This is a genomic window from Bradyrhizobium sp. WSM1417, assembly GCF_000515415.1.
Taxonomy (GTDB): domain Bacteria; phylum Pseudomonadota; class Alphaproteobacteria; order Rhizobiales; family Xanthobacteraceae; genus Bradyrhizobium.
In genome coordinates, this window is sequence record NZ_KI911783.1 from 7,772,269 (window position 1) to 7,796,687 (window position 24,419).

Annotated in this window: 23 protein-coding genes and 2 pseudogenes; 12 read left to right on the top strand and 13 right to left on the bottom strand. The window is 64.3% G+C overall.

Annotated features, from left to right (window positions below; genetic code table 11):
- Positions 1-8: 8 nt before the first annotated feature.
- Both rpoD and dnaG read right to left on the bottom strand, forming a co-directional pair.
- The gene (rpoD, locus tag BRA1417_RS0138035; protein ID WP_027520282.1) at positions 9-2,159 is read right to left on the bottom strand and encodes an RNA polymerase sigma factor RpoD; all 2,151 of its coding nucleotides are present in this window, start codon (positions 2,157-2,159) and stop codon (positions 9-11) included.
- Between the two features lie 377 nt (positions 2,160-2,536).
- On the bottom strand, positions 2,537-4,549 hold the full coding sequence (dnaG, locus tag BRA1417_RS0138040; RefSeq protein ID WP_027520283.1) for a DNA primase: 2,013 nt from the start codon (positions 4,547-4,549) through the stop codon (positions 2,537-2,539).
- A gap of 193 nt (positions 4,550-4,742) precedes the next feature.
- On the opposite strand from dnaG, the gene BRA1417_RS0138045 reads away from it, so the two are divergent.
- Positions 4,743-5,306, top strand: coding sequence for a chlorite dismutase family protein (locus BRA1417_RS0138045; RefSeq protein ID WP_027520284.1), 564 nt, complete (start codon positions 4,743-4,745; stop codon positions 5,304-5,306).
- On the opposite strand, the gene BRA1417_RS0138050 is transcribed toward BRA1417_RS0138045, so the two are convergent.
- Both BRA1417_RS0138050 and BRA1417_RS41555 read right to left on the bottom strand, forming a co-directional pair.
- Complete coding sequence (locus BRA1417_RS0138050; protein ID WP_027520285.1) at positions 5,303-5,701, bottom strand: gamma-glutamylcyclotransferase; 399 nt, start codon at positions 5,699-5,701, stop codon at positions 5,303-5,305. The genes BRA1417_RS0138045 and BRA1417_RS0138050 overlap by 4 nt on opposite strands.
- A gap of 90 nt (positions 5,702-5,791) precedes the next feature.
- Positions 5,792-6,703: pseudogene (locus tag BRA1417_RS41555) on the bottom strand (transglutaminase N-terminal domain-containing protein).
- Between the two features lie 91 nt (positions 6,704-6,794).
- On the opposite strand from BRA1417_RS41555, the gene BRA1417_RS0138060 reads away from it, so the two are divergent.
- Positions 6,795-7,601 carry an N-formylglutamate amidohydrolase gene (locus tag BRA1417_RS0138060; RefSeq protein ID WP_027520286.1) on the top strand — a complete coding sequence of 269 codons (807 nt, stop codon included), beginning with the start codon at positions 6,795-6,797 and terminating at the stop codon, positions 7,599-7,601.
- A gap of 11 nt (positions 7,602-7,612) precedes the next feature.
- On the opposite strand, the gene BRA1417_RS0138065 is transcribed toward BRA1417_RS0138060, so the two are convergent.
- Positions 7,613-8,233: a LysE family translocator gene (locus BRA1417_RS0138065; protein WP_081747781.1), complete on the bottom strand. Its 621-nt coding sequence runs from the start codon at positions 8,231-8,233 to the stop codon at positions 7,613-7,615.
- A gap of 172 nt (positions 8,234-8,405) precedes the next feature.
- Here BRA1417_RS0138065 and BRA1417_RS0138075 point away from each other — a divergent pair, with 172 nt between their 5' ends.
- Genes BRA1417_RS0138075 through BRA1417_RS0138085 form a run of 3 tightly spaced genes read left to right on the top strand, consistent with a single transcriptional unit; the run spans position 8,406 to position 9,692 of the window.
- Positions 8,406-8,720 (top strand): helix-turn-helix transcriptional regulator, encoded by a 315-nt coding sequence (locus BRA1417_RS0138075; RefSeq protein WP_027520288.1) that lies wholly within the window; start codon positions 8,406-8,408, stop codon positions 8,718-8,720.
- Positions 8,713-9,183, top strand: a complete 471-nt coding sequence (locus tag BRA1417_RS0138080; protein WP_027520289.1) for an SRPBCC family protein — start codon at positions 8,713-8,715, stop codon at positions 9,181-9,183. Before BRA1417_RS0138075 ends, BRA1417_RS0138080 begins: the two co-directional genes overlap by 8 nt.
- A complete protein-coding gene (locus BRA1417_RS0138085; protein WP_027520290.1) occupies positions 9,180-9,692 on the top strand; it encodes an SRPBCC family protein in 513 nt (170 codons plus the stop codon). Before BRA1417_RS0138080 ends, BRA1417_RS0138085 begins: the two co-directional genes overlap by 4 nt.
- An 18-nt stretch (positions 9,693-9,710) precedes the next feature.
- Here the strand turns inward: BRA1417_RS0138085 and BRA1417_RS0138090 are convergent, their stop codons facing one another.
- The gene (locus tag BRA1417_RS0138090) at positions 9,711-9,887 is read right to left on the bottom strand and encodes a hypothetical protein (protein WP_245286329.1); all 177 of its coding nucleotides are present in this window, start codon (positions 9,885-9,887) and stop codon (positions 9,711-9,713) included.
- Positions 9,888-10,270: 383 nt separating this feature from the next.
- On the opposite strand from BRA1417_RS0138090, the gene BRA1417_RS0138095 reads away from it, so the two are divergent.
- Positions 10,271-11,077 (top strand): transglutaminase family protein, encoded by an 807-nt coding sequence (locus BRA1417_RS0138095; RefSeq protein WP_027520292.1) that lies wholly within the window; start codon positions 10,271-10,273, stop codon positions 11,075-11,077.
- Positions 11,077-11,268, top strand: coding sequence for a hypothetical protein (locus tag BRA1417_RS0138100; protein WP_018453604.1), 192 nt, complete (start codon positions 11,077-11,079; stop codon positions 11,266-11,268). Before BRA1417_RS0138095 ends, BRA1417_RS0138100 begins: the two co-directional genes overlap by 1 nt.
- Before the next feature lie 27 nt (positions 11,269-11,295).
- Here the strand turns inward: BRA1417_RS0138100 and BRA1417_RS0138105 are convergent, their stop codons facing one another.
- Positions 11,296-12,069 carry a DUF2189 domain-containing protein gene (locus BRA1417_RS0138105; RefSeq protein ID WP_027520293.1) on the bottom strand — a complete coding sequence of 258 codons (774 nt, stop codon included), beginning with the start codon at positions 12,067-12,069 and terminating at the stop codon, positions 11,296-11,298.
- A gap of 313 nt (positions 12,070-12,382) precedes the next feature.
- Here BRA1417_RS0138105 and BRA1417_RS0138110 point away from each other — a divergent pair, with 313 nt between their 5' ends.
- Entirely contained in the window at positions 12,383-14,611 is a 2,229-nt protein-coding gene (locus tag BRA1417_RS0138110) for an ATP-binding protein (protein ID WP_027520294.1), read from the top strand.
- A 14-nt stretch (positions 14,612-14,625) separates the two neighbouring features.
- Here BRA1417_RS0138110 and BRA1417_RS0138115 read toward each other — a convergent pair whose 3' ends face one another.
- The 4 genes and pseudogenes from BRA1417_RS0138115 to BRA1417_RS0138130 form a co-directional block, all read right to left on the bottom strand.
- Positions 14,626-16,236: an acyl-CoA synthetase gene (locus tag BRA1417_RS0138115; RefSeq protein WP_027520295.1), complete on the bottom strand. Its 1,611-nt coding sequence runs from the start codon at positions 16,234-16,236 to the stop codon at positions 14,626-14,628.
- Between the two features lie 118 nt (positions 16,237-16,354).
- Positions 16,355-17,491 carry an epoxide hydrolase family protein gene (locus BRA1417_RS0138120; RefSeq protein WP_027520296.1) on the bottom strand — a complete coding sequence of 379 codons (1,137 nt, stop codon included), beginning with the start codon at positions 17,489-17,491 and terminating at the stop codon, positions 16,355-16,357.
- A 223-nt stretch (positions 17,492-17,714) separates the two neighbouring features.
- Positions 17,715-18,170: a GatB/YqeY domain-containing protein gene (locus BRA1417_RS0138125; protein ID WP_027520297.1), complete on the bottom strand. Its 456-nt coding sequence runs from the start codon at positions 18,168-18,170 to the stop codon at positions 17,715-17,717.
- Between the two features lie 33 nt (positions 18,171-18,203).
- A pseudogene (locus BRA1417_RS0138130) lies at positions 18,204-18,947 on the bottom strand (alpha/beta fold hydrolase); the annotation flags it as partial.
- Between the two features lie 131 nt (positions 18,948-19,078).
- Here BRA1417_RS0138130 and carA point away from each other — a divergent pair.
- Positions 19,079-20,269: a glutamine-hydrolyzing carbamoyl-phosphate synthase small subunit gene (carA, locus tag BRA1417_RS0138135; RefSeq protein ID WP_027520299.1), complete on the top strand. Its 1,191-nt coding sequence runs from the start codon at positions 19,079-19,081 to the stop codon at positions 20,267-20,269.
- Positions 20,270-20,397: 128 nt separating this feature from the next.
- The gene (locus BRA1417_RS0138140; protein ID WP_027520300.1) at positions 20,398-20,922 is read left to right on the top strand and encodes a hypothetical protein; all 525 of its coding nucleotides are present in this window, start codon (positions 20,398-20,400) and stop codon (positions 20,920-20,922) included.
- A gap of 187 nt (positions 20,923-21,109) precedes the next feature.
- Here BRA1417_RS0138140 and BRA1417_RS0138145 read toward each other — a convergent pair whose 3' ends face one another.
- Entirely contained in the window at positions 21,110-21,634 is a 525-nt protein-coding gene (locus tag BRA1417_RS0138145) for a Dps family protein (RefSeq protein ID WP_027520301.1), read from the bottom strand.
- Positions 21,635-21,747: 113 nt separating this feature from the next.
- Between BRA1417_RS0138145 and BRA1417_RS0138150 the strand changes: the two genes are divergently transcribed.
- Complete coding sequence (locus tag BRA1417_RS0138150; protein ID WP_027520302.1) at positions 21,748-22,449, top strand: class I SAM-dependent methyltransferase; 702 nt, start codon at positions 21,748-21,750, stop codon at positions 22,447-22,449.
- Positions 22,450-22,728: 279 nt separating this feature from the next.
- Here the strand turns inward: BRA1417_RS0138150 and BRA1417_RS0138155 are convergent, their stop codons facing one another.
- Positions 22,729-23,100 (bottom strand): helix-turn-helix transcriptional regulator, encoded by a 372-nt coding sequence (locus BRA1417_RS0138155; protein WP_027520303.1) that lies wholly within the window; start codon positions 23,098-23,100, stop codon positions 22,729-22,731.
- A gap of 110 nt (positions 23,101-23,210) precedes the next feature.
- Between BRA1417_RS0138155 and BRA1417_RS0138160 the strand changes: the two genes are divergently transcribed.
- Entirely contained in the window at positions 23,211-24,380 is a 1,170-nt protein-coding gene (locus tag BRA1417_RS0138160; protein WP_027520304.1) for an MFS transporter, read from the top strand.
- The last annotated feature ends 39 nt before the right edge of the window (positions 24,381-24,419 follow it).

Here is a 24,419-nt window from a genome sequence, read left to right on the forward strand (position 1 = left end):
GTTCGCGCTCAGTTGTCGAGGAAGCTCCGCAGCTTCCTTGACCGCGACGGATGCTTCAACTTGCGCAGGGCCTTCGCCTCGATCTGGCGAATACGCTCTCTCGTCACTGAGAACTGCTGGCCGACTTCTTCCAGCGTGTGGTCGGTGTTCATGCCGATGCCGAAGCGCATGCGCAGCACGCGCTCTTCGCGCGGGGTGAGCGAGGCGAGCACGCGCGTGGTGGTCTCGCGCAGGTTGGACTGGATCGCGGCGTCGATCGGGAGGATCGCGTTCTTGTCCTCGATGAAATCGCCGAGGTGTGAATCCTCTTCGTCGCCGACGGGCGTCTCCAGCGAGAGCGGCTCCTTGGCGATCTTGAGGACTTTTCGCACTTTCTCCAGCGGCATGCCGAGCTTCTCGGCGAGCTCCTCCGGGGTCGGCTCGCGGCCGATCTCGTTGAGCATCTGGCGCGAGGTGCGCACGATCTTGTTGATCGTCTCGATCATGTGCACGGGGATGCGGATGGTGCGCGCCTGGTCGGCGATCGAGCGGGTGATCGCCTGCCGGATCCACCACGTGGCGTAGGTCGAGAACTTGTAGCCGCGGCGGTACTCGAACTTGTCGACCGCCTTCATCAGGCCGATGTTGCCTTCCTGGATCAGGTCGAGGAACTGCAGGCCGCGGTTGGTGTATTTCTTGGCGATCGAGATCACGAGACGGAGGTTGGCTTCCACCATCTCCTTCTTGGCCTGGCGGGCTTCGCGCTCGCCCTTCTGCACCGAGTGCACGATCTTGCGGAACTCGATGATCTCCAAGCCGGTCAGCGCCGCGAGCTGATGCACCTCGTGGCGGAGGTCCTTGATGCGGTCCTTCTCGTGATGGACGAAGTTCTTCCAGCCCTTGGCCGACAGCTTCGAGACACGGTTGAGCCAGCGCGGATCGAGCTCCGAGCCGGTGTAGTTGCGCAGGAAGTCTTCGCGCGCGACACCGTGGCTGTCGGCAAGGCGCATCAGGCGGCCCTCATGCGAGACGAGGCGCTTGTTGATGTCGTAGAGCTGCTCGACGAGTGAGTCGATACGCGCCTGGTTCAGGCGCAGCGACTTCACCTCGACGATGATCTCGTCCTTGAGCTTGCGGTATTTGCGCTCCTGGTGCGGCGAGAGCGAGGGCCCGTGCGAGGTGCTCTCGAGCTGGTTCTGGATGTCCTGCTCTTGCAGCTTGCGCAGCTTCTTGTAGCTGTCGGCGATCTTGTCGAAGATCTCGACGACCTTCGGCTTGAGCTCGGCCTCGATCGCCGCAAGCGACATCTGGTTCTCGAACTCGTCGTCCTCGTCCATGTCGGCTTCGGCGGCGGACTCCGCCGGATCCTTCGCGGCGTCGCCGGCATTGCCGGGCGCAGGCGCGGCGCGGAACGGGGTCGGCGCCGGCGGTGCGGCCGGCGGGGCGACATGCGCGGGCGCGGCGCCGGTGGCTTGGCCGCCTTCGGCCGGCGCTTCACCGGTCTCGCCGTTGGGACCGGCGATCATCGCATTGTTCATGCCGGCCTTGGCGTCGGGGCCGGCATAGGTGGCTTCGAGATCGATGATGTCACGAAGGAAGATCTTGCCTTCGTTGAGCTCGTCGCGCCAGATGATGATGGCCTGGAAGGTCAGCGGGCTTTCGCACAGCCCTGCGATCATCGCCTCGCGGCCGGCCTCGATGCGCTTCGCAATCGCGATTTCGCCTTCGCGCGACAGCAGCTCGACGGTGCCCATCTCGCGCAGATACATGCGCACGGGATCGTCGGTGCGCTCGCCCGGCTCGCTCTTCTTGACCTCGGTGACGGCCTTCTGGGTGACTTCGACCAGCTCGTTGTCGGTCTCGTCCTCGCCGCTCTCGTCCTTGTCCTCCTCGCCTTCGCTATCGTCGGCTTCGGTGACGTTGATGCCCATGTCCGAGAGCATGGACATGATGTCCTCGATCTGCTCGGGAGAGGTCTGGTCGGACGGCAAAACTTCGTTGAGCTGATCGAAGGTCACGAAGCCGCGCTTCTTGGCCTGCTTGATCATCTTCTTCACGGCCGCGTCGGACAGATCGAGCAACGGCGAGGGCGCGTCCTGGGAGTCCTTCTCCGGCGCGTCCGCTGCCTTGTCGTCTTTTTCCTTGTCCTTCGCCTGCAGCGTCTTTGCCTTGGTGGCCATCCATTGCTCCTAAACGCGTTTCACACAGACGTTCGCCGCGCCCGCGTGAAATCACTTGAACCTGTTGCTCGATGCTCTCGCTTCGTCAGATCTCGACACGGAAAGGGCGGCGCGGACCTCTTGTCGCCACCCCCGACCTTTCACTCGCCGGATTTGCCTAACGCTTCGTAGAGCCTCTTTGTCGCAGCGGTTGCAGGTATAGTGCCAACAGCAATTGCGCGGATTCATTCCTGACGCGTCTGTTCTGCCTGCGGCCGCCTGGTGGCCAAAGTGCTACAAGACCGTTAAGCCTCGATTAACCCTGTTTTTGCCGCCAAACCTCGGATTTGGCGAGTCTTTTAGCGGTTCCGGTCCCGGCCGTCCGCATGATTCTTTCATCACACGCTCTTCTGGAACCGGCCCGACAGCTCGCCAAAACCCTCGATCAGGGCCTCGGTGCCGTCGACTTCGCCTATCCGAGCCTTGACGTCGCGCAGCCACGCCATGTTGGCCTCGCTGGGATCCTCGCCCAAGGCCAGCTCGGCGTCTTTCAGCTCTCTAAGTAGTGAATGGTACTGCCGATGCAAGGCGACCAGTTGATGCCAGGTGGAGAGAACGTCGTCCCGTGCGGCGCCCTCACGGGCGCCCCACACCGCCGCGGTCGTGATGCCGCCCTCAACCCTTTGAAGTGCTTGGGAAAATCCACCCTTCTCGAGGTCGCTGCGCATCTTCTCGGCGAGCTCGCCCGGGTCCGGCGAGTGGTGATGGTCGTTGGCAAAGGCGGCGATGATGCCGGCCCGGAGCTTGTGGACCTCGGGATGGGCGAGTTCCAGGGCCGCGACTTCCTCGAGGTGATCATGCAGCAGCCAGGGATGGTTGATCAGGATTTGCAGGATCAGGGCCTCGCGGCGGGAGATGGCGCTGCGCTGTCCCCGCATGATCGGGCTCGCCGCGAGCTGCGCGCTCGCCGCCTGGTAGGGTCCGGAGGGCAGCTGGATCGGACCGGGCGGGCCGCGGCGGCCACCAAATCCCTGACCGCCGAATCGATTCGCACCTCCCCCACCACGGGGCTGGAACTGGCGGCCGCCAGGGCCGGGGCGGAAATTGCCACGGCCGCCGCTAGAGCCGCCGCGCCCGCCTTCGGGGGCAAAGGCGCGCTGAAGCCGCTCGGCAAGATCCTGCCGATAATAGCGCCGCACCACCTCGTCGCGGATGCCGTTGGAAAGCTCCTTGATTCGCGCTTCGAGCGCGGCACGGCGCTCGGGCGTGGCGAAATTGCCGCCTTCGAGCTCGCGCGACCAGATCATCTCGGCGAGCGGACGCGCCGCCGCGATCACTTCCTCGATCGCGCCGCGACCGCCGGAGCGCACGAGATCGTCGGGGTCCTGCCCCTCCGGCAACAGCGCAAAACGAAGACTCTTGCCCGGCGCGAGAAACGGCAAGGCGAGATCCGCGGCACGATACGCCGCCTTCTGGCCGGCGCGGTCGCCGTCGAAACAGAGGATCGGCTCGTCCGCCATCTTCCAGAGCAGCGCAAGCTGGTTTTCGGTGAGCGCGGTGCCAAGCGGCGCCACGCTCCCTGCAAAGCCCGCAGTGACCATGGCGATGACGTCGACATAGCCTTCGACCACGACCAGGGGACTGCCGTCATGGGTGGCTTTGCGCGCGGTCTGGTGGTTGTAGAGATTGTCGCCCTTGTGGAAGAGCGGCGTCTCCGGCGAGTTCAGGTACTTGGCCGGAACGTCCTTCTCCAGCGCACGGCCGCCAAAGGCGATGACGCGGCCGCGCAGATCCGTGATCGGAAACATCACGCGGTCGCGGAAGCGGTCATAGGGCACGGGGATGTCGTTGCCGGCCACCAGCATGCCGGTCTCGACCATGTCGTCGACGGAGACGCCGAGCTTGCCGAGGTGCTCCTTCAGCGCGAAACGATCGGGCGGCGCATAGCCCAGCCGAAACTGCAATTGCGTCGCCGGCGAGATGGCGCGGTCGGCGAGATAGCCGCGCGCCTTGGCGCCGACGCGCGAGGCCAGCGTCTCGGCAAAGAACTTGGCCGCGAGATCCATCACGTCGTGCAGCGAGCGGCGCCGCTGCTCCTGACGCGCCGCATCCGGCGTCACCGCCGGCAGCGGCAGGCCCGCCATATTTGCGAGCCGCTCCACGGCCTCCGCGAACGGCAGGCCGTCGGTCTCCATCATAAAGCTGATGATGTCGCCGTGCTTGCCGGAGGAGAAGTCGTGGTAAAACCCCTTCTGGTCGTTGACGTAGAAGGACGGCGTCTTTTCCTGTTGAAACGGCGACAGTCCCTTCCACTCTCGCCCCGCCTTCTTCAGCTTGACGCGCTTGCCAACGACTTCGGAGACCGAAAGCCTGGCACGCAGCTCGTCGAGGAATTGGGGCGTGAAGCGCATGGGCTCTGTGTAACGCGAAACCGTGTGAGTCGGGCGAAGGGATCAGGGATATAGGGACGACCCGTCCAGAAGTCAGGTTTGTCAGGCTTATACGCGCTGTTCACAGCCCTTCGGTCATCCCGGGGCCCGCGGAGTGTGAGCCCGGACTGCAAGGGGGCCTTGAACCCGCCCCGGTTCCACGCTTCCATGGGCGATGTTCAGGACCTTCCGAGGCGGCCAGAGCGGGGGTTGGCGCATCACCTCGATTTCGCCTGTCACGGGCGAGCCCCTCGCCTTCATGCCGGCGCTGTCGGTCACCGACAGCGAGGCCATCGCGCTGCCGCTGGTGCCCTCGCGCAATGCCTGGCGCCTGGTCGGTGTCGCGAGCAGCTTGCGCTACACCGAGCGCGCCGAGAAGCAGCAGCTCACTGCCATGCAGGCCGGCCTCGGCCGGCTGGAAGCAACCAGCGCGGCGCTGATCCCGATCCGCAAGTCGCAGGCCTGGTGGGATCTGACCCAGGAAGAGCGCCGCAGGATCTTCGAGGACAAGTCGCATCACATCGCGAGCAGCCTGCGCTTCCTGCCTGCGATTGCGCGACAGCTCTATCATTGCCGCGACCTCGGCGGGCCCTTCGATTTCCTGACCTGGTTCGAATTTGCGCCCGCGCACGCGTCGCTGTTCGAGGAGCTGGTTGCGATGCTCAGGCGGACCGAGGAGTGGAGCTATGTCGAGCGCGAGGTCGACGTGCGCGCGGTGAAGGAAGTGCTGTCGGCCTAGTCGTCAAGGAAGCGGCCGGATTCGATGCGCGGCAGATCGGTGACCGGCCAGTTGTAGATGTAAGTCCAGGCCGGGGCCGTCAACCCGTCCGCGCCTGTCACATCGACCAGCTGGCGCAGATATTCGGTCGGCTCCGGAAAGCCTTCGCCGCAGGCCTCGTACATGTCGAGCTCGCGCAACAGCTCGTCGGGCACGCGCAGGTGAAAGAGTTCGCCGTGGACACGGTCGGACGGCACATCGGAGAGCAACAGCCCCGGATAATGCTGCACCAGAACCAGCCGGCCGCGGCAGGTCGCTTCACTAATGAAATCCGCGTGGCCCGCAAGCAGCCGCGCCATCGGATGGTCGAAGCCGCGCATCAGCGTGCCGTAGACGAAAAGACGATCGGAGGTCATGGGGGCTCTATAGCTGCGAATGATTCAGAGCGACAGCGCCACACATTCCAGTGTCGTCCTGGCTTTCGCCAGGACGACGGCGGTGAGCGGCTATGAAACCTCCGCCTCCAGCTCCTCGCCGCTGCGTTGCTCGTCCGATACCACCCTGATGGTCACGTCCATGGCGTCGAACGCGCCCGCAGCGCCGATATAGACGCCGTGGAGCGGGATCGCCTGGCGCGGGTCGCGGGCGACCGCGACGCGGATGAGGTCGCGGGTGCCGACGATGCCGTTGGTCGGATCGAACTCGATCCAGCCCGCGCTCGGCAGGTAGACCTGCACCCAGGCATGCGTCGAACCACCGCCGACATGGCGCTGTTCGATATCCTCCGGCAGGAAGATGTAGCCGGAGACGAATCATGCGGCGATGCCGAGATGGCGCAGCGCCTCGATCATGAACAGCGCGTAGTCGCGGCAGGTCCCGCTACCGGACTGCAAGGTGTCGAGCGGATGCTGCGTGCCCAGCTCGTGGCGCTTGCGGTATTTAAACCGCTCGCGGATGCCGTGGGTCATGCCGCTCAGAATCTTGAAGGTCGGAGTCGGCGCGTCCTCGTCGAGAAAGCCGCGCGCCCATTCCGCGATCTCGCCGTCGGGGTCGGTGTATTGCGGCGTGATGTAGTGGACGAGGTCGGGAAATTCCTCGTCGTCATACGCGAACGGATAGAAATAGGCCGAGTCGTCCGGCGTCAGCGCGAACTCCTCGACTGGATTGTGCTCGACGGTGACGTGCCAGTCGAAGACCAACGTGTCCGCGCGCTCGTCGAAATTCGCGATCGCGACGGAATTGCCAAACACGTCGTGGATCCAGTGCAGCGACATCGGCTCCGGCGAGATCTCGAGCCTGGAGTCGATCACGCGCAGATCATGCCCGTCGCGCGGACGCAGCATGATCCTGTGTTCGCCGAACGCCACGGGGCGGGTGTAGCGATATTCGGTCTTGTGATGAATCGTCAGCAGCGGCATCGTCAGGCAATCATGGTGATGTCGGGCGGAGCAATCTATAGCAATCCCGCCCGATTCTTCGGGGTGACTGCTGTTTCATTAGGCAATCAGGATGGCTTTAGACACAATCGAGGCGACCAATCAACTCCTCAGCGAGGGTGACGTTTCCCCGGTGCACGAGGTGAATGCGCAAGGGACATCGCCTTTTTTGCTCACTTCGGACCACTACGGACGGGTTCTGCCGCGTGCACTCGGCGATCTCGGCGTTGCGGGAGACGAGCTGACGCGGCATATCGCCTGGGACATCGGCATTGCGGGGGTCGCCGACCGGCTGGCAGAGATGCTGGGCGCACATCTGATCGCCCAGCGCTATTCGCGGCTGGTGATCGACTGCAACCGCCCACCCGGCGCCGTGAGCTCGATCCCCCTGATTTCCGAAGCAACCGCGATCCCGCGCAACGAGGGAATTTCGGATCAGGAGCGCACAGCGCGCCGGCGCGAGATTTTCGAACCCTATCACCGCCGTATCGATGCCGCGATCGGCCGCCGCGTGCACGACAAGTGGCCGACGGTGCTGGTGTCGCTGCACAGCTTCACCCCCGTTTACGCCGGCGTCGCGCGCCCCTGGCACATCGGCGCGCTCTACAATCGCGACACCGTGCTGCCGCAGCTGCTGCTCCGACATCTGCGCAGAGAGAGCGATCTCGTCGTCGGCGACAACGAGCCCTACGCGGTGAACGACCTCACCGACTACACCATCCCCGTGCACGGCGAGGGCCGCGGCATCGTCAACACCGGCATCGAGATCCGCCAGGATCTGATCGCCGACCAGTCCGGCCAGCAACAATGGGCCGAGCGGCTGGCGCGGATTTTTGCGGAGATCGAGCTGGAGCTGCGGGCGGAGAGGCTGGTCGACTAGCCCGATGGCGGTTATTTTGCCCTGGTCAGGGCCAGCCAGATGCCGCCACCGATCATGAAGCCGCCGGAGATGCGCGACATCATGCGCGTGCGGCGAGCCGAGAAGAACTTTCGCGCACGCCCGGCGGCGATGGCGTAGAGCGCGTCCGTCATCACCGCAGTGACCATGAAGGTTGCGCCCAGCAGCGCGACCTGCGGGAAGTGGTCGCGGTTCATGTCCATGAACTGCGGGATGAAGGCGCCGAAGAACACCAGCACCTTCGGGTTCGACAGCAGCACCAGGAAACCTTGCAGGAAGAATCCGCCGCGCGGCGGCGCCGGTGGCTGGTCGACATTGACGCCCTCGACCGGCGCCCAGATCAGCTTGATGCCGAGCCAGACCAGATAGGCGGCGCCGGCAAAGCGGACCCAGTCGAACCAGTAGCCCATGGTCGCCATCAGCGAGGTCAGGCCGACCGCGACGATGCCGATGACGATGGCGAGACCGGCCTGCGCACCGGCCACATTGGTCAGCGCCGCACGCGTGCCGTGGCGCAGCCCGTTGGCGATGACGAGAGTGACGATCGGCCCCGGCAGCAGCGCCAGCGCGATGCAGGCGGCAAGGAAGGCGAGATAGGCTTGCAGAGACATCATGGGGAGGACTCGCTGAGAGCGGTTTGGGGCATTAATGCATGGCCCTCGGTTTCCGTCCAGCGCCGCCGCCCCCACGTCTTCATCTCCGGTGTCTGCAGGAACACGAGCCGCGCGCGCTGCATCACCATCTTGACAGGCAACCATTTGGTTGCCTATTATCCCCGTCATGGATATGGATGAGGTCTTCAAAGCGCTCGCCGATGCGTCACGACGGTCGCTGCTCGACAGGCTTCACGCCAGGAACGGCCAGACGCTGAACGAGCTTTGCGAAGGGCTCGCGATGACGCGCCAGGCGGTGACCAAGCACCTTGGGATTCTGGAACAGGCCAACCTGGTCACGACCATCAGGCACGGCCGCGAAAAGCTGCACTATCTCAATCCGGTTCCGATCCATCAGATCGGCGAGCGCTGGATCAAGAAATTCGAGCGCGGCAAGCTCGCCGCACTCGGCGAGTTGAAACGCCAGTTGGAGAAGCGTGATGAGTAAGCCGCAATTCGTCTATGTCACCTACATCGAGACCACGCCAACGAGATTGTGGGAGGCGCTGACATCAAGCGAGTTCACCCAGCAATACTGGTTCGGCGCCGAGGTCAGGTCCGATTGGAAAATCGGCTCCCCGTTCGCGCTGCTGCTGGACGGCGAGACCACCGATTCCGGCGAAATCCTAGAAGCCGATCCGCCGCGGCGGTTGTCCTACAGCTTCAAGCATCAGAAATACGAAGAGCTGCGCGGCGAACCGATCTCGCGCGTCGTGTTCACCATCGAACCGTTCGGCTCGCTCGTGCGTTTGACGGTGCTGCATGACGGCTTCGTCGAAGGCGGCAAATATCTCGGCGCCGTTTCCAACGGCTGGCCGGCGATCCTGTCCGGTCTCAAGAGCCTGCTGGAACGCGGCAAAGTGCTGGCCATTCCGCGCGCAGCCCTCAACAAGGGATTTGATGCAAAATGAACCTCGATCAGTTCAAGCCGCTCACCGTCTACACGATCTACATCGCCGCGACGCCGGACAAGGTGTGGGAGGCGCTGACCTCCGCCGAGTTCAGCCGCAAATACTTTTCCGGCTTTGCGGTTGAGATGGAGCCAAGACTCGGCGGCAAATTCGTCGTGCGCGCGCCTGATGGGTCGGAACACATCTCGGGCGATGTGTTCGAATACGATCCGCCGAACAGGCTGACGGTGACGTGGAACGTCAACTGGCCCGACCTCGTCGCGAAGCTCGGCACCACGCTTGTCACTTACGAGATCGAACAAGCCGGCGAGGCCGTCCGCCTCACCATGAGCGAACGTCACGACCGCCCGCTCAGCGACGACATCCTGTCCGGCGGCCGCACCGGCTGGCCCGCAATCCTGTCGGGGCTGAAGAGCCTGCTGGAAACGGGCAAGGCGCCTCAGATCAAGATGGCGCCGCCGGCGCGGATGCTGGAAGCGTTGAGGGCGATGGGTATCAAGACGCCGTAGCGGACGAACCCTGCGCCGTCACCGCTTCTTCTTCACCGGCGGATTGATTTCGTCGATCTTGCGACTGCAATCCGCTTCCGAATCGTGCGGGCCCGAGACAAAGGTCCCACTGACCTTGATCGCGTACCAGCCCGACTCGACGCCGAGCCGGAGCGCTTCTTCTGTCTTGACGTGCCGTGGGGAGAGAGCTTGCATCTGGTGCTTTCGGTTGGCGTTCGATCTCATGATCGAATCGCGGTGAAACCTTCAGGTGTCCGCGGCACGCGCCTGCCGCGTCCAACTCACCGCTGGAGTGGGCAATCTACGCAACGACCGCTGCTGCGACGTGGCGACTCCGCCGGGGCGAGGGAATGAGGCGCTTCACGTCGCGCGAATAGTCGTGGCGCTGCATAGGCGCAGAAACGACAGATCTTTCGACATTCCCGCACCGTGCGCGCAATCGCCGCAATTAGCTATCGTTTTCTCGCCCGTGCCGCACTTTTGAGGCGCCAAATGCCGCGCGCGACCGAATAAGCCGTCAAAGCCTTGTGATCGGCCGCTTCGTAGCCATGTTGGGAGCTTAGCCAAGGGAAAATCGTATGAAGCTCCGCGTCGGGTTTGAGATGCTATACGAATTCCCGCAGCCCACGCCCATGATCATGGTGTTGGGCACGCACTTCACCCGCGCCTCCGATGTCATCGTGCCCGACCTGGTGACCACGAGACCCTCGGTGCCGATCACCCCCTATCGCGACCTCTTCGGCAATTGGTGCAGCCGTATCGTAGCGCCGGCCGGCGCCTTTCGCCTTGCCGGCGATGGGGTCGTGAGCGACAGCGGCCTGCCCGACCCGGCGTTTCCGAACGCGGCTCAACACGCCGTCGAGGCGCTGCCGACCGACACGCTCGTCTATCTGCTCGGCAGTCGCTACTGCGAGACCGATCGCCTGTCGGATATCGCATGGAAATTGTTCGAGCACACGCCGCCCGGTTGGGCGCGGGTCCAGGCCATCTGCGATTTCGTTCATCGTCACATCGCTTTTGGCTATGAGCACGCGCGCGCAACCAAGACGGCGCGAGAAGTCTACGACGAAGGCAAGGGTGTGTGCCGCGACTATGCTCATCTTGCCATCGCGTTCTGCCGCTGCATGAACATCCCGGCACGCTACTGCACCGGCTATCTCAGCGACATCGGAACGCCGAAGCCTTGGGCCGTGGGAGATTTCGCCGGCTGGTTCGAGGCTTATCTCGGCGGAAGCTGGCACATGTTCGATCCCCGCAACAACACGCCGCGGATCGGCCGCGTGCTGATCGCGCAAGGACGCGATGCCGCGGACGTCCCGATCACCCAGACCTTCGGTCCGAATAAGCTGCTCAATTTCAAGGTATGGACCGACGAGGTTGCCTGATGACAGACAGCAGCGTTGCGCTCAGCGCCGATGAATTTGCGTCCTTGGCCGAGATCGGCAAGGGCAAGGCGCAAGGCGAAATTCCGCAAGCGCACGGCGAGCGGCTGACCAACCTCGGTTATGCGATCAGGCGCCTCGGTGAACTCGAACTGACCTCATCAGGCGAGCGCCGGCTGGCTACGGGCGAATAGCTCGCTGCCGTTGCGTCCGGCTCGCTGTTACGCCACCGGCACCACGATCCGCCGATAAAGATGCCAGGTCGCGTGCCCGAGCACGGGCAGCGTCACCACCAGCCCCAGAAAATACGGCAGCGCCGAGACGATCAGGACCATCACGATCACCGCGGCCCAGCCAATCATCGGCAGCGGGCTGGCGACGACCGCGCGCACGCTTGTCACCATCGCCGTGACGAAATCGACCTCGCGGTCGAGCAGCAGCGGAAAAGACACCACGGTCAGCGAAAACAAGATCAGCGACAGCACTGCGCCCACCGCGTTGCCGATGCCGAGGAACAGCAAGCCCTCGTTCGTGGTCAGCACCACCGTCATGAACTCCTGCAGGCTCGAGAACGAGGCATGCAGGCCAAGCAGCAGCGCGATCAGAAGCCGCACCTGATACATCCAGACCACGAAGACGAACAGCGTGACGAAGGCCATCCAGCCGATCTCGCTGCGCGCGCGCACGGCCGACCAGATCGCGCCGGGCGAGACGGGCTTGCCGCGCTCGCGACGGCGGCTGACTTCATAGAGCCCGATCGCCACGAATGGCCCGAGCAGCGCGAAGCCGGCGGCCAGCGGATAGACCAGATAGACCATGCCGAACGCGGTGAAGCACAGCATGATGGCAATGCCGCCGGCCGCGTAGAGCGCACCGAAGCAGAGGCCGTAAAGCGGCAGCGCCTGGAAGTCACGCAGGCCCTCGACCAGCGCCTCGGCGATGTCGGTCGCCGCGACGGGACGCACCACCGGATCGACCTTGCCCGAAATGGACATCAGCTTCCTCCTCGTTGGCCGGCGCGATCTCCGTCGCACGCGGATTGACCTCGATATTAGCGTTCCCGCGGCCGGCGCGCACGCGCGAGTTGACGGCCGGACGACGGTATCCCGAGGCCGCCGGCGCCGACCCGGGAAAGCCATCGCGTCGTCGGCGGCGCTCGTTTCGAGAAGCTCATCCGTGCGCAACTAGCTCGAAATCTTTCCCCATCGAGGACTTTTTCGGCCCGTCGCCTATGGACTGAGCGGAGGGTGGTGCCGCAAATTGGGTCCTTGAACGAGCGCGCGATGACCAGATTGGACCGTTCGACCGATGAGCTTGCGTACCCGGCTATTGATACTCGTCATCGCGGCCATGCTGGTGCCGGCGAGCCTCGTCGGGCTGCGTTTCGTGCAGAACCGGAGCAGCGAAATCAACGCCGCCCTCGCCAATCTGGCCGCCTCGGCCGACGACATTGCCAGCGATCTGAGTGAGAAGATTCAAGGCACCGCGCAGCTTCACTACGGTCTGGCCCGCGCGCGCGACCTCGACACGCGCGACAAGGCGGCGTGCTCGGCGTTTCTATCGGACGTGCGCGAGGAATACCCTCAGTTCACGGGAATCCTGACCATCGACCCGGACGGCAGCCTGTTCTGCGACTCGCTGCGGACCAACCGCACCCTCGATCTGAGGGATCGCGCCTATTTCAAGCAGGCCCTGGTCTCGCGCAGCGTCGTGGTTGAGCCGGTATTCGGCCGGCTGACCGGAATATCGGTGCTCCAGATCGCATATCCGGTGCGATCTGAGGCGGGCGCGCTGAAGCTGGTGCTGCTCGCCTCGTTCAACCTGCGCAAATTTGCCGAGTATCACCACAAGCGGCTGCTCGCCGAGAAGGATATCCTGCTCATCGACGCCACGGGCACCGTTCTCGTCGCCCCCTCGACAGCCGGCTGGACCGCGCCCGTGGGCGCGTCGATTGCGGGATCCGACCTGCTCCGCTTCGCGACGGCTCCCGATCAAAAGGCATTTCAGGAAGTGACCGATCGCGACGGCCGCACGCAGGTCTGGGCCGTCGCCCACTCGCCTTCGATCCGTGATGCCGGCCTCTTCATCCTGGTCGGACGTTCCAAGGACGGACTGGTCGCAGCGGCGAATCGCCGGCTTTACGAGGACATGGCGATCCTCGCGGTGGCCTTGCTGCTGCTGCTGGCCGGCGTATGGATCCTCGCAACCGTGAGCGTCGGGCGCCAGGTCGGGCGGCTCGCCAACATGGCGAAGAGACTCGGGCTCGGCGATCTCAGCGCGCGAATTCCCCCGCCCCATCCGCGCGGCGAGCTGGGGAGATTGATGACCCTGCTCAATGGCACCGCCGAGTCGCTCGAGCAGCAACGCGCGGCCATCGCGGACCTCAACCAGAAGCTCAGTCAATCCCAGAAAATGGAGGCCATGGGCCAGCTCACCGGCGGCGTGGCGCATGATTTCAACAACCTCCTCACCGTCATTCTCGGCAATTCGGAGCACCTTGCCGACAGGCTGGCGGGAAATAAGGAGTTGCACCGGATCGCCGGCGACATCGCAACAGCCGCCGAGCGCGGCTCCGACCTGACGCGGAGCCTGCTCGCCTTCGCGCGCAAGCAGCCCCTGAGGCCGCGAGACATCGACATTAGCAAGAAGATTCAGGAGATGGAGGCGTTGTTGCGCCGGCCGCTGGGCGAACACATCGAATGCGCTTTCGTGCTCGAACCGGATGTGGGGTTGACCAGCGTCGATCCCGGCCAGCTGACGACGGCCCTGCTCAATCTCGTGCTCAACGCGCGCGATGTCATGCAGTTGGGCGGCAGGCTGACCATCGAGGCGCGCAACGTCTCGCTCGGTGAATCCGACTTGGACATCAACGGCGAGCCGCGACCGGGCGACTATATCATGGTGGCTGTGACGGACACCGGCAGCGGCATGACCGCCGAGGTGGCGAGCCGGGCGTTCGAGCCGTTCTTCACCACCAAGGAGGTCGGCAAGGGGACCGGGCTCGGCCTGAGCATGGTCTACGGGTTTGTTCGGCAGTCCGGCGGGCTGGTGCAGATGCAGTCCGCACCGAGACAAGGCAGCACCGTCAGGCTGTTCTTTCCCCGCCTGGCGACACCGCCAAACGAGGACGCCCCACCCGCCGAAGGGATCGTCACGCGCGAAGGAAACGAGACCATTCTCGTCGTCGAGGACGACGACATGGTTCGGACTTATGTCGAAAGCGAGCTGAAGGCGCTCGGCTACCGCGTCATCACGGCCGCAAGCGGCCCGGCGGCGCTCGAATTGTTGCGCCAGTCCGCGGACATCGACCTGCTGTTCACCGACGTCGTGATGCCCGGCGGCATGTTCGGGCCGGAGCTTGCCAGGCAAGCAATCCAGTTGCGGCCCGGGCTCAAGGTGCTCTTCACCTCCGGGTACAGCCAAAATCCGGTCAAGGCGCCCGACGGGATCGGCGATGCCCGCATCCTGACCAAGCCGTTCCGGCGGCGAGACCTCGCCGCGATGCTGCGATCCGCGCTGTCGACGCCGCAGCGGTGAGATGACGATTTGCTCTACCCGAGCGCTCGCAGCTCGCGCCGCAGCACCTTTCCGGTCGCGGTCATTGGCAGTGTCTCCGCGAACTCCACGAAGCGCGGGTATTCGTGGGCGGCGAGTTGCACCTTGACGAATTCCTGGATCTCGCGCGCGAGTGCGTCGCCGGCGGCAAAGCCCGGGCGCAGCACGATCCAGGCCTTGATCGATTCGGTGCGGATCGGATCGGGAATGCCGACCACCGCCGCCATCGCCACCGCCGGATGCTTCATCAGCGTGTGCTCGATCTCGGACGGTCCGACGCGATAGCCGGCGGTGGTGATGACGTCGTCCTCGCGGCTGACGTACCAGAAGTAACCATCCTCGTCCTGCACGCCGAGATCGCCGGTGAGCAGGAACTCGCCGGCATATTTCTTCGCCGTCGCTTCCGGATTGCGCCAGTATTCGAGCATCGTGCAAGGACAGGGTTGGCGCACGCCGATGATGCCGCGCTGTCCGCGTGGCTGCTCCTCGCCTCTGTCGTTGACGATGCGGACGTCGAAACCCGGCGTCGCCTTGCCCATCGAACCGGGGCGGATCGGAAACAGATTCGCGTTGCTGCCGATCACGAGATTGCATTCGGTCTGGCCAAACACCTCATGCGCGTCGACGCCGAAAGTCTCGCGGACCCAGCCGAGCAGCTCGCCGCCGAGGGACTCGCCACCGGTAAAGATGCTGCGCAGCTTGACTCCCGGATGCGTCACGCCGGCCTGCCGCATCAGCTTCAGCGCGGTCGGCGGCAGGAAGACATTGCGCACGCCGAGATCGGCCATCATCTGCATCGCCGCTTGCGGCTCGAACTTTCGCGCGCGGTGACCGACCAAGGGAATGCCGTGATACCAGAACGCGAACAGACCGTTGATGAGGCCGCCGATCCAGGCCCAATCCGCCGGCGTCCACATCAGATCGCCGGGGCGCGGCAGGAAGTTGTGGCACATCTCGACATTGGGGAGATGTCCGAGCACGACGCGGTGGGCGTGCAGCGCGCCCTTCGGATTGCCCGTCGTGCCCGAGGTGTAGATGATCAGCGCGGGATCGTCCGCAGACGTGTCCACCAGCGTGAAGTCGGGCGATGCAGCCTTGACCGAATTCCAGAACGATGTCGTGCCCGCCGGCGTTCGTTCGCCAACGATGTAGACATTCTTCAGCTCCGGCAGACGGTCGCGAATCTTCGAAAGCTTCTCCCAGCCGCCCTCGTCGGTGACGATCGCCTTGGCCTGCGAGTTCGACAGGCGGAATTCCAGCGCGTCCTCGCCGAACAGGGCGAACAGCGGGATGGAGATCATCGCCGAACGGAACGCGGCCATGTGCGCGATCGGCAGCTCCAGCGACTGCGACAGGAACACCGCGACGCGGTCGCCGCGGGCAAGGCCATCCGCCTTCAGCACATTGGCGAAGCAGCGCGACATCTCCGCGACGTGGTCGAAGGATGTGCGCGTGATGGCGCCGTTCTCGTCGACATAGACCAACGCGAGCCGGCCGGTGCCGTCGGCGTGGCGATCGCAGCAGGCCTCCGCCATGTTGAAGCGCGCCGGGATCTCCCAGCGGAAACTGCCGTAGAGTTCGTCATAGGTGTTGGCTTCGGTGAGCATGGTCGTTTCCCGGCAGCGTCGTCTTGACCGGACTTGTCCCGGCCATCCACTTCTTGTTTGACCTGAGTTTAAGGGCGTGGATGCCCGGGACAAGCCCGGGCCTGACGGAGAATGCGTCTCAGCGCACCGTCCGGAAGAACTTTCTGACCTCGCCGACATACAGCTCCGGCTGCTCGAATGCGGCGAAATGGCCTCCCTTCTCCATCTCGCTCCAATGCGTGATGTTGTGAAAGTTCGGCTCCATCCAGCGCCGCACCGGCGTGATGATCTCCTTGGGGAAGACAGCCACGCCCGTCGGCACCTTGACGACCGGCGAGGTCCGGCGCTTGCCGAAACTTTCCCAATAGAGCCGCGCCGACGAGGTCGCCGTCTCCGTCGCCCAGTAGAGCATGACGTTATCGAGCAACTCGTCCTTGGTGAAGATGTTTTCGGGATGACCGTTGCAATCGGTCCAGGCCCAGAATTTTTCCAGAATCCAGGCCGCTTGTCCGCTCGGCGAATCGGTCAGAGCGTAACCGAGTGTCTGCGGCCGCGTCGATTGCTGCTTCGAATAGCCGGAGTCGAGGTCGACATAATGCTTCAGGCCGGCGAGCGCGCGCTTCTCTTCCGGCGTCGGCTCGCCCTCGACTTTCGGCGCGGCGTTGAAGGCGAGCGTGACGTGGATGCCGGCGCAATGCTCGCCGTCCTGCATGCCAAGCGAGGTCGTCACCGCCGAGCCCCAGTCGCCGCCCTGCGCGCCATAACGCGCGTAGCCGAGCCGGTCCATCAGCTTGACCCAGGTCGCGGCGATGCGATCGACGCCCCAGCCGGTGGTGTTCGGCTTGCCGGAGAACCCAAAGCCCGGCAGCGACGGACAGACGACGTGGAAAGCATCGGCGGGATTGCCGCCATGCGCGACAGGATCGACCAGCGGCGCGATCACCTTCTGGAATTCGACGATCGAGCCGGGCCAGCCATGGGTGATGATCAGCGGCAGCGCCGACGGCTCGTTCGAGCGCGCATGCAGGAAGTGGATATCGAGCCCGTCGATCTCGGTGGTGAACTGCTCGAAGCGGTTGAGTTTGGCCTCACGCGCGCGCCAGTCATAGCCATCAGCCCAATAGGCGCAGATCTCCTGGATCCATTTCAGCGGCGCACCCTGGCTCCAGTCGTCGACCAGCTCCGCCTCCGGCCAGCGCGTGCGGGCGAGGCGCGATTTGAGGTCGGTGAGAATGTCGTCGCTGATGGCGATGCGAAACGGCTTGATGGCGGTCATCGGTTGCCTCCCGATTTGTCTATCGGGAGAGAGTAGACCGAACGGGCGCCGCATCAAAGGTGCACCCTTCTCCCCTTGTGGGAGAAGGTGGCGCGAAGCGCCGGATGAGGGGTTTCTGTCGGCAAATTCTTGTCTTGAGAGCGGCACACGCGGAGCGAGACTCCTCACCCGTCTCGCCGCTACGCGGCGATCCACCCTCTCCCACAAGGGGAGAGGGGAAGAACTAGCCCGTCAACGCAGCCTTCACCAAACCGGACGCCTTGCCGAAATCCATCTGGCCGGCGTACTTCGTCTTCAGCACGGCGATCACCTTGCCCATGTCCTTCATGCCGGCGGCGCCGGTCTCGGCGATGGCATCCGAGATCGCCTTCTTGACGGCGTCGTCCGACATCTGCTTCGGCAGATACGCCGAGATCACCGCGATCTCCTCGCGCTCCTGCGCGGCGAGTTCGGCGCGGCCGCCCTTCTCATAGAGCTCGACCGATTCCTGGCGCTGCTTGATCATCTTTTGAAACACGCCGAGCAGATCAGCGTCGGAGAGCGGCGGCTTGCCGCTGCCGCGCGCCTCGATGTCGGCGTTCTTGATGGTCGAATTGACCATGCGCAGCGTTGACAGCTTGCGCTCTTCCTTGGCCTTCATGGCCTCCTTGACCGCATTGTTGATGTCGTCGCGCAGCATGGTCGTGCTCCCCTAGAATATCCGACGCCTGATCTAGGCCGTTCGCGGCCCTGAGACAACCGGGGGTCCCAGCCATTCGACCAACGCCCGCACCGTCGCCGCGGGCTGCTCCGGCTGCGGCAAGTGTCCGCAATCCTCCAGAACGACGAGCCTTGCACCGGCAATGCCCTCCGCCATCTCCCTCGAGAATGCGTTGGGAATCGTATTGTCCGCATCGCCCGTCAGCACCAGCGTCGGGCATTTGATCGTCGCAAGCGTCGGCCGTGAATCCACTCGCGCGATGATCGCGGTCTGCTGTCGCAGATAGCCTTCGACGCCGACGTCCTCGCCCTGCTCATGCACGAGCTGGCGAATGCCGGAATCGTCGCGGCGCGACGGATGCACCAGTTCGGGAAACATCTCCTCGCGCGCGGCACGCAGCTCGCCGCGCCTGGCCCGCTCCATCAGGCCCCGGCGGCGCGCGGTCGCCTCCGCCGTGTCGGGCCGCGCCTGAGTGTTGATCAGCGCGAGCTTGGCCACCCGCTCGGGCGCCTGGCGCATGATCTCGAGCGCGATGTAGCCGCCCATGGAATGGCCGGCGAGCGCGAAGCGCGGCGGCGCCTCGCTCAGCACCCGCCGGGCGATCGCCGCCATGCTGTCGTCGCGAATATGGTTGGCGACCATCACCGGGCCGAACCGCCACAGCGACGGGATGACCGGCGCATAGATCCGGGCCGAGGAGGCTAATCCCGGAACCAGCAGAATCGGCATCGTCTGGTCCATTATTGCCTCCCAAGCCCCCGAATTTGCCGGAAATTATGCCGCGGAGCTTAGGGGTCCAAGGCGACCTGTCAAATATGCAAAAACGCATGTGAATCGGCGCATCTCCGCTTTGACGGCGGCGCCCGCGGGGACTATGAACCGGGCTCATGACACAACATGATAACGATCACGCTTGGCCGGACCACAAACCGACCGCGCTGTTGGTGCTTGCTGACGGCACGGTGCTGGAAGGCTTTGGCCTCGGCGCCGAAGGCCAAGCCGTCGGCGAGGTCTGCTTCAACACCGCGATGACCGGCTATGAGGAGATCCTCACCGATCCCTCCTATGCCGGCCAGCTCATCACCTTCACGTTCCCGCATATCGGCAATGTCGGCACCAACGACGACGACATCGAGACGGTGAACATGGCCGCGACGCCCGGCGCGCGCGGCGTGATCCTGCGCACCGCAATCACCGATCCCTCGAACTACCGCGCCACCAAGCATCTCGACCAGTGGCTGAAGGCCCGCGGCATCATCGGCCTCTCCGGCATCGACACCCGCGCGCTGACCGCGCTGATCCGCAGCAAGGGCATGCCCAACGCCGTGATCGCACACGCCAAAGACGGCGAGTTCGACCTGCACGGCCTGAAGGAAGAAGCGCGCGAATGGCCGGGCCTCGAGGGCATGGACCTCGTGCCGATGGTCACCTCCGGCCAGCGCTTCACCTGGGACGAGACGCCCTGGCTCTGGGACAAGGGCTTTGGCCGCCAGGACAACCCGGAGTTCAACGTCGTCGCCATCGACTACGGCATCAAGCGCAACATTCTGCGCCTGCTCGCCGGCGTCGGCTGCAAGGTGACGGTGGTGCCGGCAACGACGTCATCCGAGGACATCCTGGCGATGAAGCCGGACGGCGTGTTCCTGTCGAACGGTCCCGGCGATCCGGCCGCGACCGGCAAATATGCCGTGCCCGTGATCCAGGACGTGATCAAGTCGGGCACGCCGACATTCGGAATTTGTCTCGGCCATCAGATGCTCGGCCTCGCCGTCGGCGCCAAGACCAAGAAGATGCACCAGGGCCATCACGGCGCCAATCATCCCGTGAAGGACGAGACCACCGGCAAGGTCGAGATCACTTCGATGAACCACGGCTTTGCCGTGGACGAGAGCACCCTGCCGACGGGCGCGACGCAGACCCACATCTCGCTGTTCGACGGCTCCAATTGCGGCATCCAGCTCGACGGCAAGCCGGTGTTCTCGGTGCAGTACCACCCCGAGGCCTCACCGGGTCCGCGCGACTCGCACTATCTGTTCCAGCGTTTTGCGGATCTGATGCGGCAGAAGAAGACCGCGTAGGGCGCGCGCACTCTTTCGCAATTGACGTCATGACAAAGAGCCCGGGCCTGGACCCGGGCTTTTTTCGTGAAAGGAACGCCGCTTAACTCCCTTCGTTGATCCCTGCTACGCTCACGCAGGAGCCTCTTATGTCCGTCGTCCGCGACAATGCCGAGCCGCTCGCCATCGTGTTTGAGGATGACGGGCTCGTGCCGAACAATATTCTGCCCTTCCTGGTCTACCAGGCTGCGGTGAAGCTTGATTCCAAACAGCCGGAAGAAACGATCGAACGCTTGTTCGAAGCGAACGGCTGGGGCGGCACGTGGCGCAATGGCGTTTTCGATTATCTGCATTATCACGCGACGGTGCACGAGGTGCTCGGCGTTGCGCGTGGCAGCGCGCGCGTCCGCTTCGGCGGCGACCATGGCCAGGAGCTGGAGATCAAGGCCGGCGATGTCGCGATCCTGCCCGCCGGCACAGGTCACCAACGCATCAAGGCCAGCGCGGATTTCTGCGTGATCGGCGCTTATCCGCCGGGTGCGAAGATGGAGGTCACCCGCGCAACGCCGGAGAACCACGCCAAGGCGCTGAAGACGATTCCAAACGTCGCGCGGCCGCCGGCCGATCCGGTGACGGGCAAGAATGGCGCGTTGATGCGGTTGTGGCAGCCCTGAGTCGCGAACGCTAGCTGCACACTACGGCGTCGTCCCGGCGAAGGCCGGGACCCATACCCCCAGGGAGAAGTTGCAACGAGAGATGCGCGTGGGCGAATCTTCGCCAAACCAGCGTTCGTGGTTATGGATCCCGGCCCCCGTGCGCAATTGCGCACTAGGCCGGGACGACCGTGTTGATGCAGTCCGGCTACGCCTCGTTCGCGCCTTCCTGTCTCGTGGCTTCGAACAGGAACCAGGTGCGGCGCTCGGTCTCGTCGATGAAGTTTTCGAGAATGCTGGCGCTGGCAACGTCACCGGCGTCGTCGCACACGTCGTGCGCTTTGCGCATTGCCGCGGCGACCTGCTTGTTGTCCTGCATCAGCTCGCGCAGCATCTCGCGCGGCGGGACATAGTCTTCGTTGTTGTCCTTGATGGTCTGGAGCTTGGCGATCTGCCCGATCGATTTCAGCGTGGTGCCGCCGATCTTGCGGACGCGCTCGGCGAGCTGGTCGGTGGTGGCGAAGATCTGGTCGGACTGCTCGTCAAGCAGCAGATGATAATCGCGGAAATGCCGGCCGCTGATGTGCCAGTGGAAATTCTTGGTCTTCAGATACAGCGCGAACGCGTCGGCCAGAAGCACGTTGAGCGCCTCCGAAACTTTGTTGACCGCCTGGGACGACAGATCGGTGGGGGTATCGAGGTCGGGCGAGACCTTTTGTGGGGCTTTGCTCACGGGAAACCTTCCTGTTAGGACGCAGACATTGACGGCGCGCCGCCGCACCCCTAACGCAGGCGGGCAGCGCCGGTTCCTTCAGCGGAACCGTTTGGCCGGGGCCCTCGACGACCATGGACGATTGGATCGATTACTACGACTCGACGCATACGATCTATGTCAGCAAGCTGCATCGTGACTTGCACTTCCAGATCATCGCGCGGGACATCATCGGCTACATCTCTTCGCCCGAGGCGACCGTGCTCGACTATGCCTGCGGCGAGGCGCTGTCGGCGAGCCAGGTCGCGGCGGCCTGCGGCAAGCTGATCCTCACCGAGCCCGCGCCCGGCGTGCGCGGGCGTCTCATCGCGCGGTTTGCCCCCAACACGAAAATCCGCGTCCGGTCGCTCGACGACGTCCACAACATGCAGGAGCAGTCGATCGATCTCGTCGTGATGAACTCGGTCGCGCAATACATGGCGCCGGACGAGCTCGACGCCGCGCTCCTCAACTTCCGCCGCATCCTGAAGCCCTCCGGCAAGCTGGTGCTCGGCGACATCCTCCAGCCCAATGTCGGCATGTTCCGGGACGTCACAGCGCTACTCAGCTTCGGCCTGCGTCACGGTTTTTTGAAAGATGCGCTGATCGGGCTGATCAGCACCGCACTGTCGGATTACCGTCAGCTGCGCACGCGCATCGGGCTGCAGCGCTACAGTGAGGAGGAGATCACCGCCAAGCTCAAGGCGGCCGGCTTTGCGGTCCAGCGCGCTCACCGCAATCTCGGCCACAATAGCTGGCGCATGACGTTCGTCGCGCGGCCGCCGTTAGTTCGGTAAACCTCTCGGATTCGGTAAGCTTCCTGAATTCGTTAAGCATAACGTCTGCCTGAGGTGGCTTGTCGCACCCCGATCAGTAATGATCGCCGCGGCCCGGTGGCGGAAGTGTCTACGCGAGGGCGATGCATCGCTCTTTATCCTGGTTCAAATCCAGGCCGGGTCTCCACGCTTCGCCCCTGCGGGGCTACGCGTGGCGGAGCCACGCGAGGCCCGAAGGGGCGAAGCGTGTCCGGCGTAGCTGAGCGAAGCGCAAGCGAAGGCGGACTGGCCGCCCAATCCTCAATCAGCCTCAACCACATTGCGCTCCGACAGCAGCCGCAGCCGGTCGGCATCCTTCGCTGCGGAGGTGATGACGGCATCGAGCAGACCCGGAAAGCGTGCGTCCAGATCATCGCGGCGCAGCCGCACAAAGCGGTTGGTGCCGGCGACGCGGGTCTGCATCAGACCGCATTCGCGTAGCTTGGCGAAGTGATAGGCGAGATTCGACTTGCCGCTGAGCGCGTTGAAGTCGCCGCAGCACAGCTCGCCGCTGACAGGTTCCTGCTGGGCGAGCTGGTACACAATCGCCAATCTGATCGGATCGCTGAGGCAATCCAGGACCATCGGCAGTTCGATCTGCTCGCGGGTGGGGTGAGGAGGCGTGCGGCTCATGGTCTGAAGAGCATAGCGAAATGGGCTCGATGTTCAATAGTTCTTGAACCAATTGACTCCTGACCGGGTCCACCGTAGTTCAATAAACGTTGAACATAGGAAATTCTCGGATGAGCGTATTCTGGCTGGCACTGGCGGCCTTTGCGATCGGCACGGAAGGCTTTGTCATTGCTGGGCTTTTGCCGTCTATCGCAACCGACCTGGCGATTTCTGTCCCCGCCGCCGGCCAGTTGGTCACGGCCTACGCCCTCACCTATGCGATCGGCTCCCCGATCCTGGCGGTGACGCTGAACAATATCGACCGCCGCACCGTGCTGGCCCTGGCGCTATCGACCTTCATCGCCGGAAACCTCGCGGCGATGGTGGCGTCGAATTACGCCCTGTTGCTGGCCTCGCGCATGCTGATGGCGCTGGGCTCCGGGCTGTGCATGCCGACCGCGCTGGCCGTATCCGTGGCCGTCGCCGCGCCGGAGCGACGCGGCCGTGCGGTGGCACTCGTCACCTCAGGCCTCACGATTGCGACCGTCATCGGCGTTCCCCTCGGCAATCTCGTCGGCAGCCTGCTCGGCTGGCGTGCGACCTTTGCTATGGTCGCCCTGATCGGCGCCGTTGCGCTCGCCGGTCTCTTGCTCGGCCTGCCCCGCGGCCTGCCGCGCAACACGGCCTCGCTCAGCGATCGGCTGGCGGTGGCGCGTCACCGCAATGTCCTGACGGCGCTTCTGATCACGATTTTATGGGCGCTCGGCGGCTTCACCGTGTTCACCTATTTCGCGGTCCCGCTGCGTGGCCTTGGATTCGACGCGTCGCAGATCAGCCTCGCGTTGCTGGTGTTCGGCGGCGCCGCCGCGATCGGCAACATGCTCGGCGGCGTCCTGGCGGACCGGCTCGGCACGCTCGCGACGGCAGGTCTCGGCCTTGCCGGCATGGCCAGCGCGCTGATCCTGCATTCGCTGGTCCTGAAGCTGATGCCGGGACAGGCGCATTATGCGGTGCTGGGCGCGATCTTCCTCTGGGGCATCTCGGGATGGGCGTTCTACCCGGCCCAGGTCGCCAGCATCATCCGGATCGAGCCGCAGGCCTCGATGATCGCGCTCTCGCTCAACGCCTCGGCTATGTATCTCGGCTTTGCGATCGGCGGAGCCGTGGGAGGCGCCGTGCTTGCGGCGTGGAGCCCGGCCGATCTCGGCTGGGTCGGCGGATTAAGCGTTTCGGCGGCTGTTCTGGTGCATCTCGCCCGCGGCTGGCAGGCCCGGCCAAAACCGGTCAAAATTGCCGGTTGATGGGCGTTTTTCGGGGTTTCGCCGCCCCGAAAACTGGTC

Bases quoted from the DNA above. Each gene is read 5' to 3' on its own strand.
- rpoD (WP_027520282.1), bottom strand. From the start codon at position 2,159: ATGGCCACCAAGGCAAAGACGCTGCAGGCGAAGGACAAGGAAAAAGAC.
- dnaG (WP_027520283.1), bottom strand. From the start codon at position 4,549: ATGCGCTTCACGCCCCAATTCCTCGACGAGCTGCGTGCCAGGCTTTCG.
- BRA1417_RS0138045 (WP_027520284.1), top strand. From the start codon at position 4,743: ATGTTCAGGACCTTCCGAGGCGGCCAGAGCGGGGGTTGGCGCATCACC.
- BRA1417_RS0138050 (WP_027520285.1), bottom strand. From the start codon at position 5,701: ATGACCTCCGATCGTCTTTTCGTCTACGGCACGCTGATGCGCGGCTTC.
- BRA1417_RS0138060 (WP_027520286.1), top strand. From the start codon at position 6,795: ATGGCTTTAGACACAATCGAGGCGACCAATCAACTCCTCAGCGAGGGT.
- BRA1417_RS0138065 (WP_081747781.1), bottom strand. From the start codon at position 8,233: ATGATGTCTCTGCAAGCCTATCTCGCCTTCCTTGCCGCCTGCATCGCG.
- BRA1417_RS0138075 (WP_027520288.1), top strand. From the start codon at position 8,406: ATGGATGAGGTCTTCAAAGCGCTCGCCGATGCGTCACGACGGTCGCTG.
- BRA1417_RS0138080 (WP_027520289.1), top strand. From the start codon at position 8,713: ATGAGTAAGCCGCAATTCGTCTATGTCACCTACATCGAGACCACGCCA.
- BRA1417_RS0138085 (WP_027520290.1), top strand. From the start codon at position 9,180: ATGAACCTCGATCAGTTCAAGCCGCTCACCGTCTACACGATCTACATC.
- BRA1417_RS0138090 (WP_245286329.1), bottom strand. From the start codon at position 9,887: ATGCAAGCTCTCTCCCCACGGCACGTCAAGACAGAAGAAGCGCTCCGG.
- BRA1417_RS0138095 (WP_027520292.1), top strand. From the start codon at position 10,271: ATGAAGCTCCGCGTCGGGTTTGAGATGCTATACGAATTCCCGCAGCCC.
- BRA1417_RS0138100 (WP_018453604.1), top strand. From the start codon at position 11,077: ATGACAGACAGCAGCGTTGCGCTCAGCGCCGATGAATTTGCGTCCTTG.
- BRA1417_RS0138105 (WP_027520293.1), bottom strand. From the start codon at position 12,069: ATGTCCATTTCGGGCAAGGTCGATCCGGTGGTGCGTCCCGTCGCGGCG.
- BRA1417_RS0138110 (WP_027520294.1), top strand. From the start codon at position 12,383: ATGAGCTTGCGTACCCGGCTATTGATACTCGTCATCGCGGCCATGCTG.
- BRA1417_RS0138115 (WP_027520295.1), bottom strand. From the start codon at position 16,236: ATGCTCACCGAAGCCAACACCTATGACGAACTCTACGGCAGTTTCCGC.
- BRA1417_RS0138120 (WP_027520296.1), bottom strand. From the start codon at position 17,491: ATGACCGCCATCAAGCCGTTTCGCATCGCCATCAGCGACGACATTCTC.
- BRA1417_RS0138125 (WP_027520297.1), bottom strand. From the start codon at position 18,170: ATGCTGCGCGACGACATCAACAATGCGGTCAAGGAGGCCATGAAGGCC.
- carA (WP_027520299.1), top strand. From the start codon at position 19,079: ATGACACAACATGATAACGATCACGCTTGGCCGGACCACAAACCGACC.
- BRA1417_RS0138140 (WP_027520300.1), top strand. From the start codon at position 20,398: ATGTCCGTCGTCCGCGACAATGCCGAGCCGCTCGCCATCGTGTTTGAG.
- BRA1417_RS0138150 (WP_027520302.1), top strand. From the start codon at position 21,748: ATGGACGATTGGATCGATTACTACGACTCGACGCATACGATCTATGTC.
- BRA1417_RS0138155 (WP_027520303.1), bottom strand. From the start codon at position 23,100: ATGAGCCGCACGCCTCCTCACCCCACCCGCGAGCAGATCGAACTGCCG.
- BRA1417_RS0138160 (WP_027520304.1), top strand. From the start codon at position 23,211: ATGAGCGTATTCTGGCTGGCACTGGCGGCCTTTGCGATCGGCACGGAA.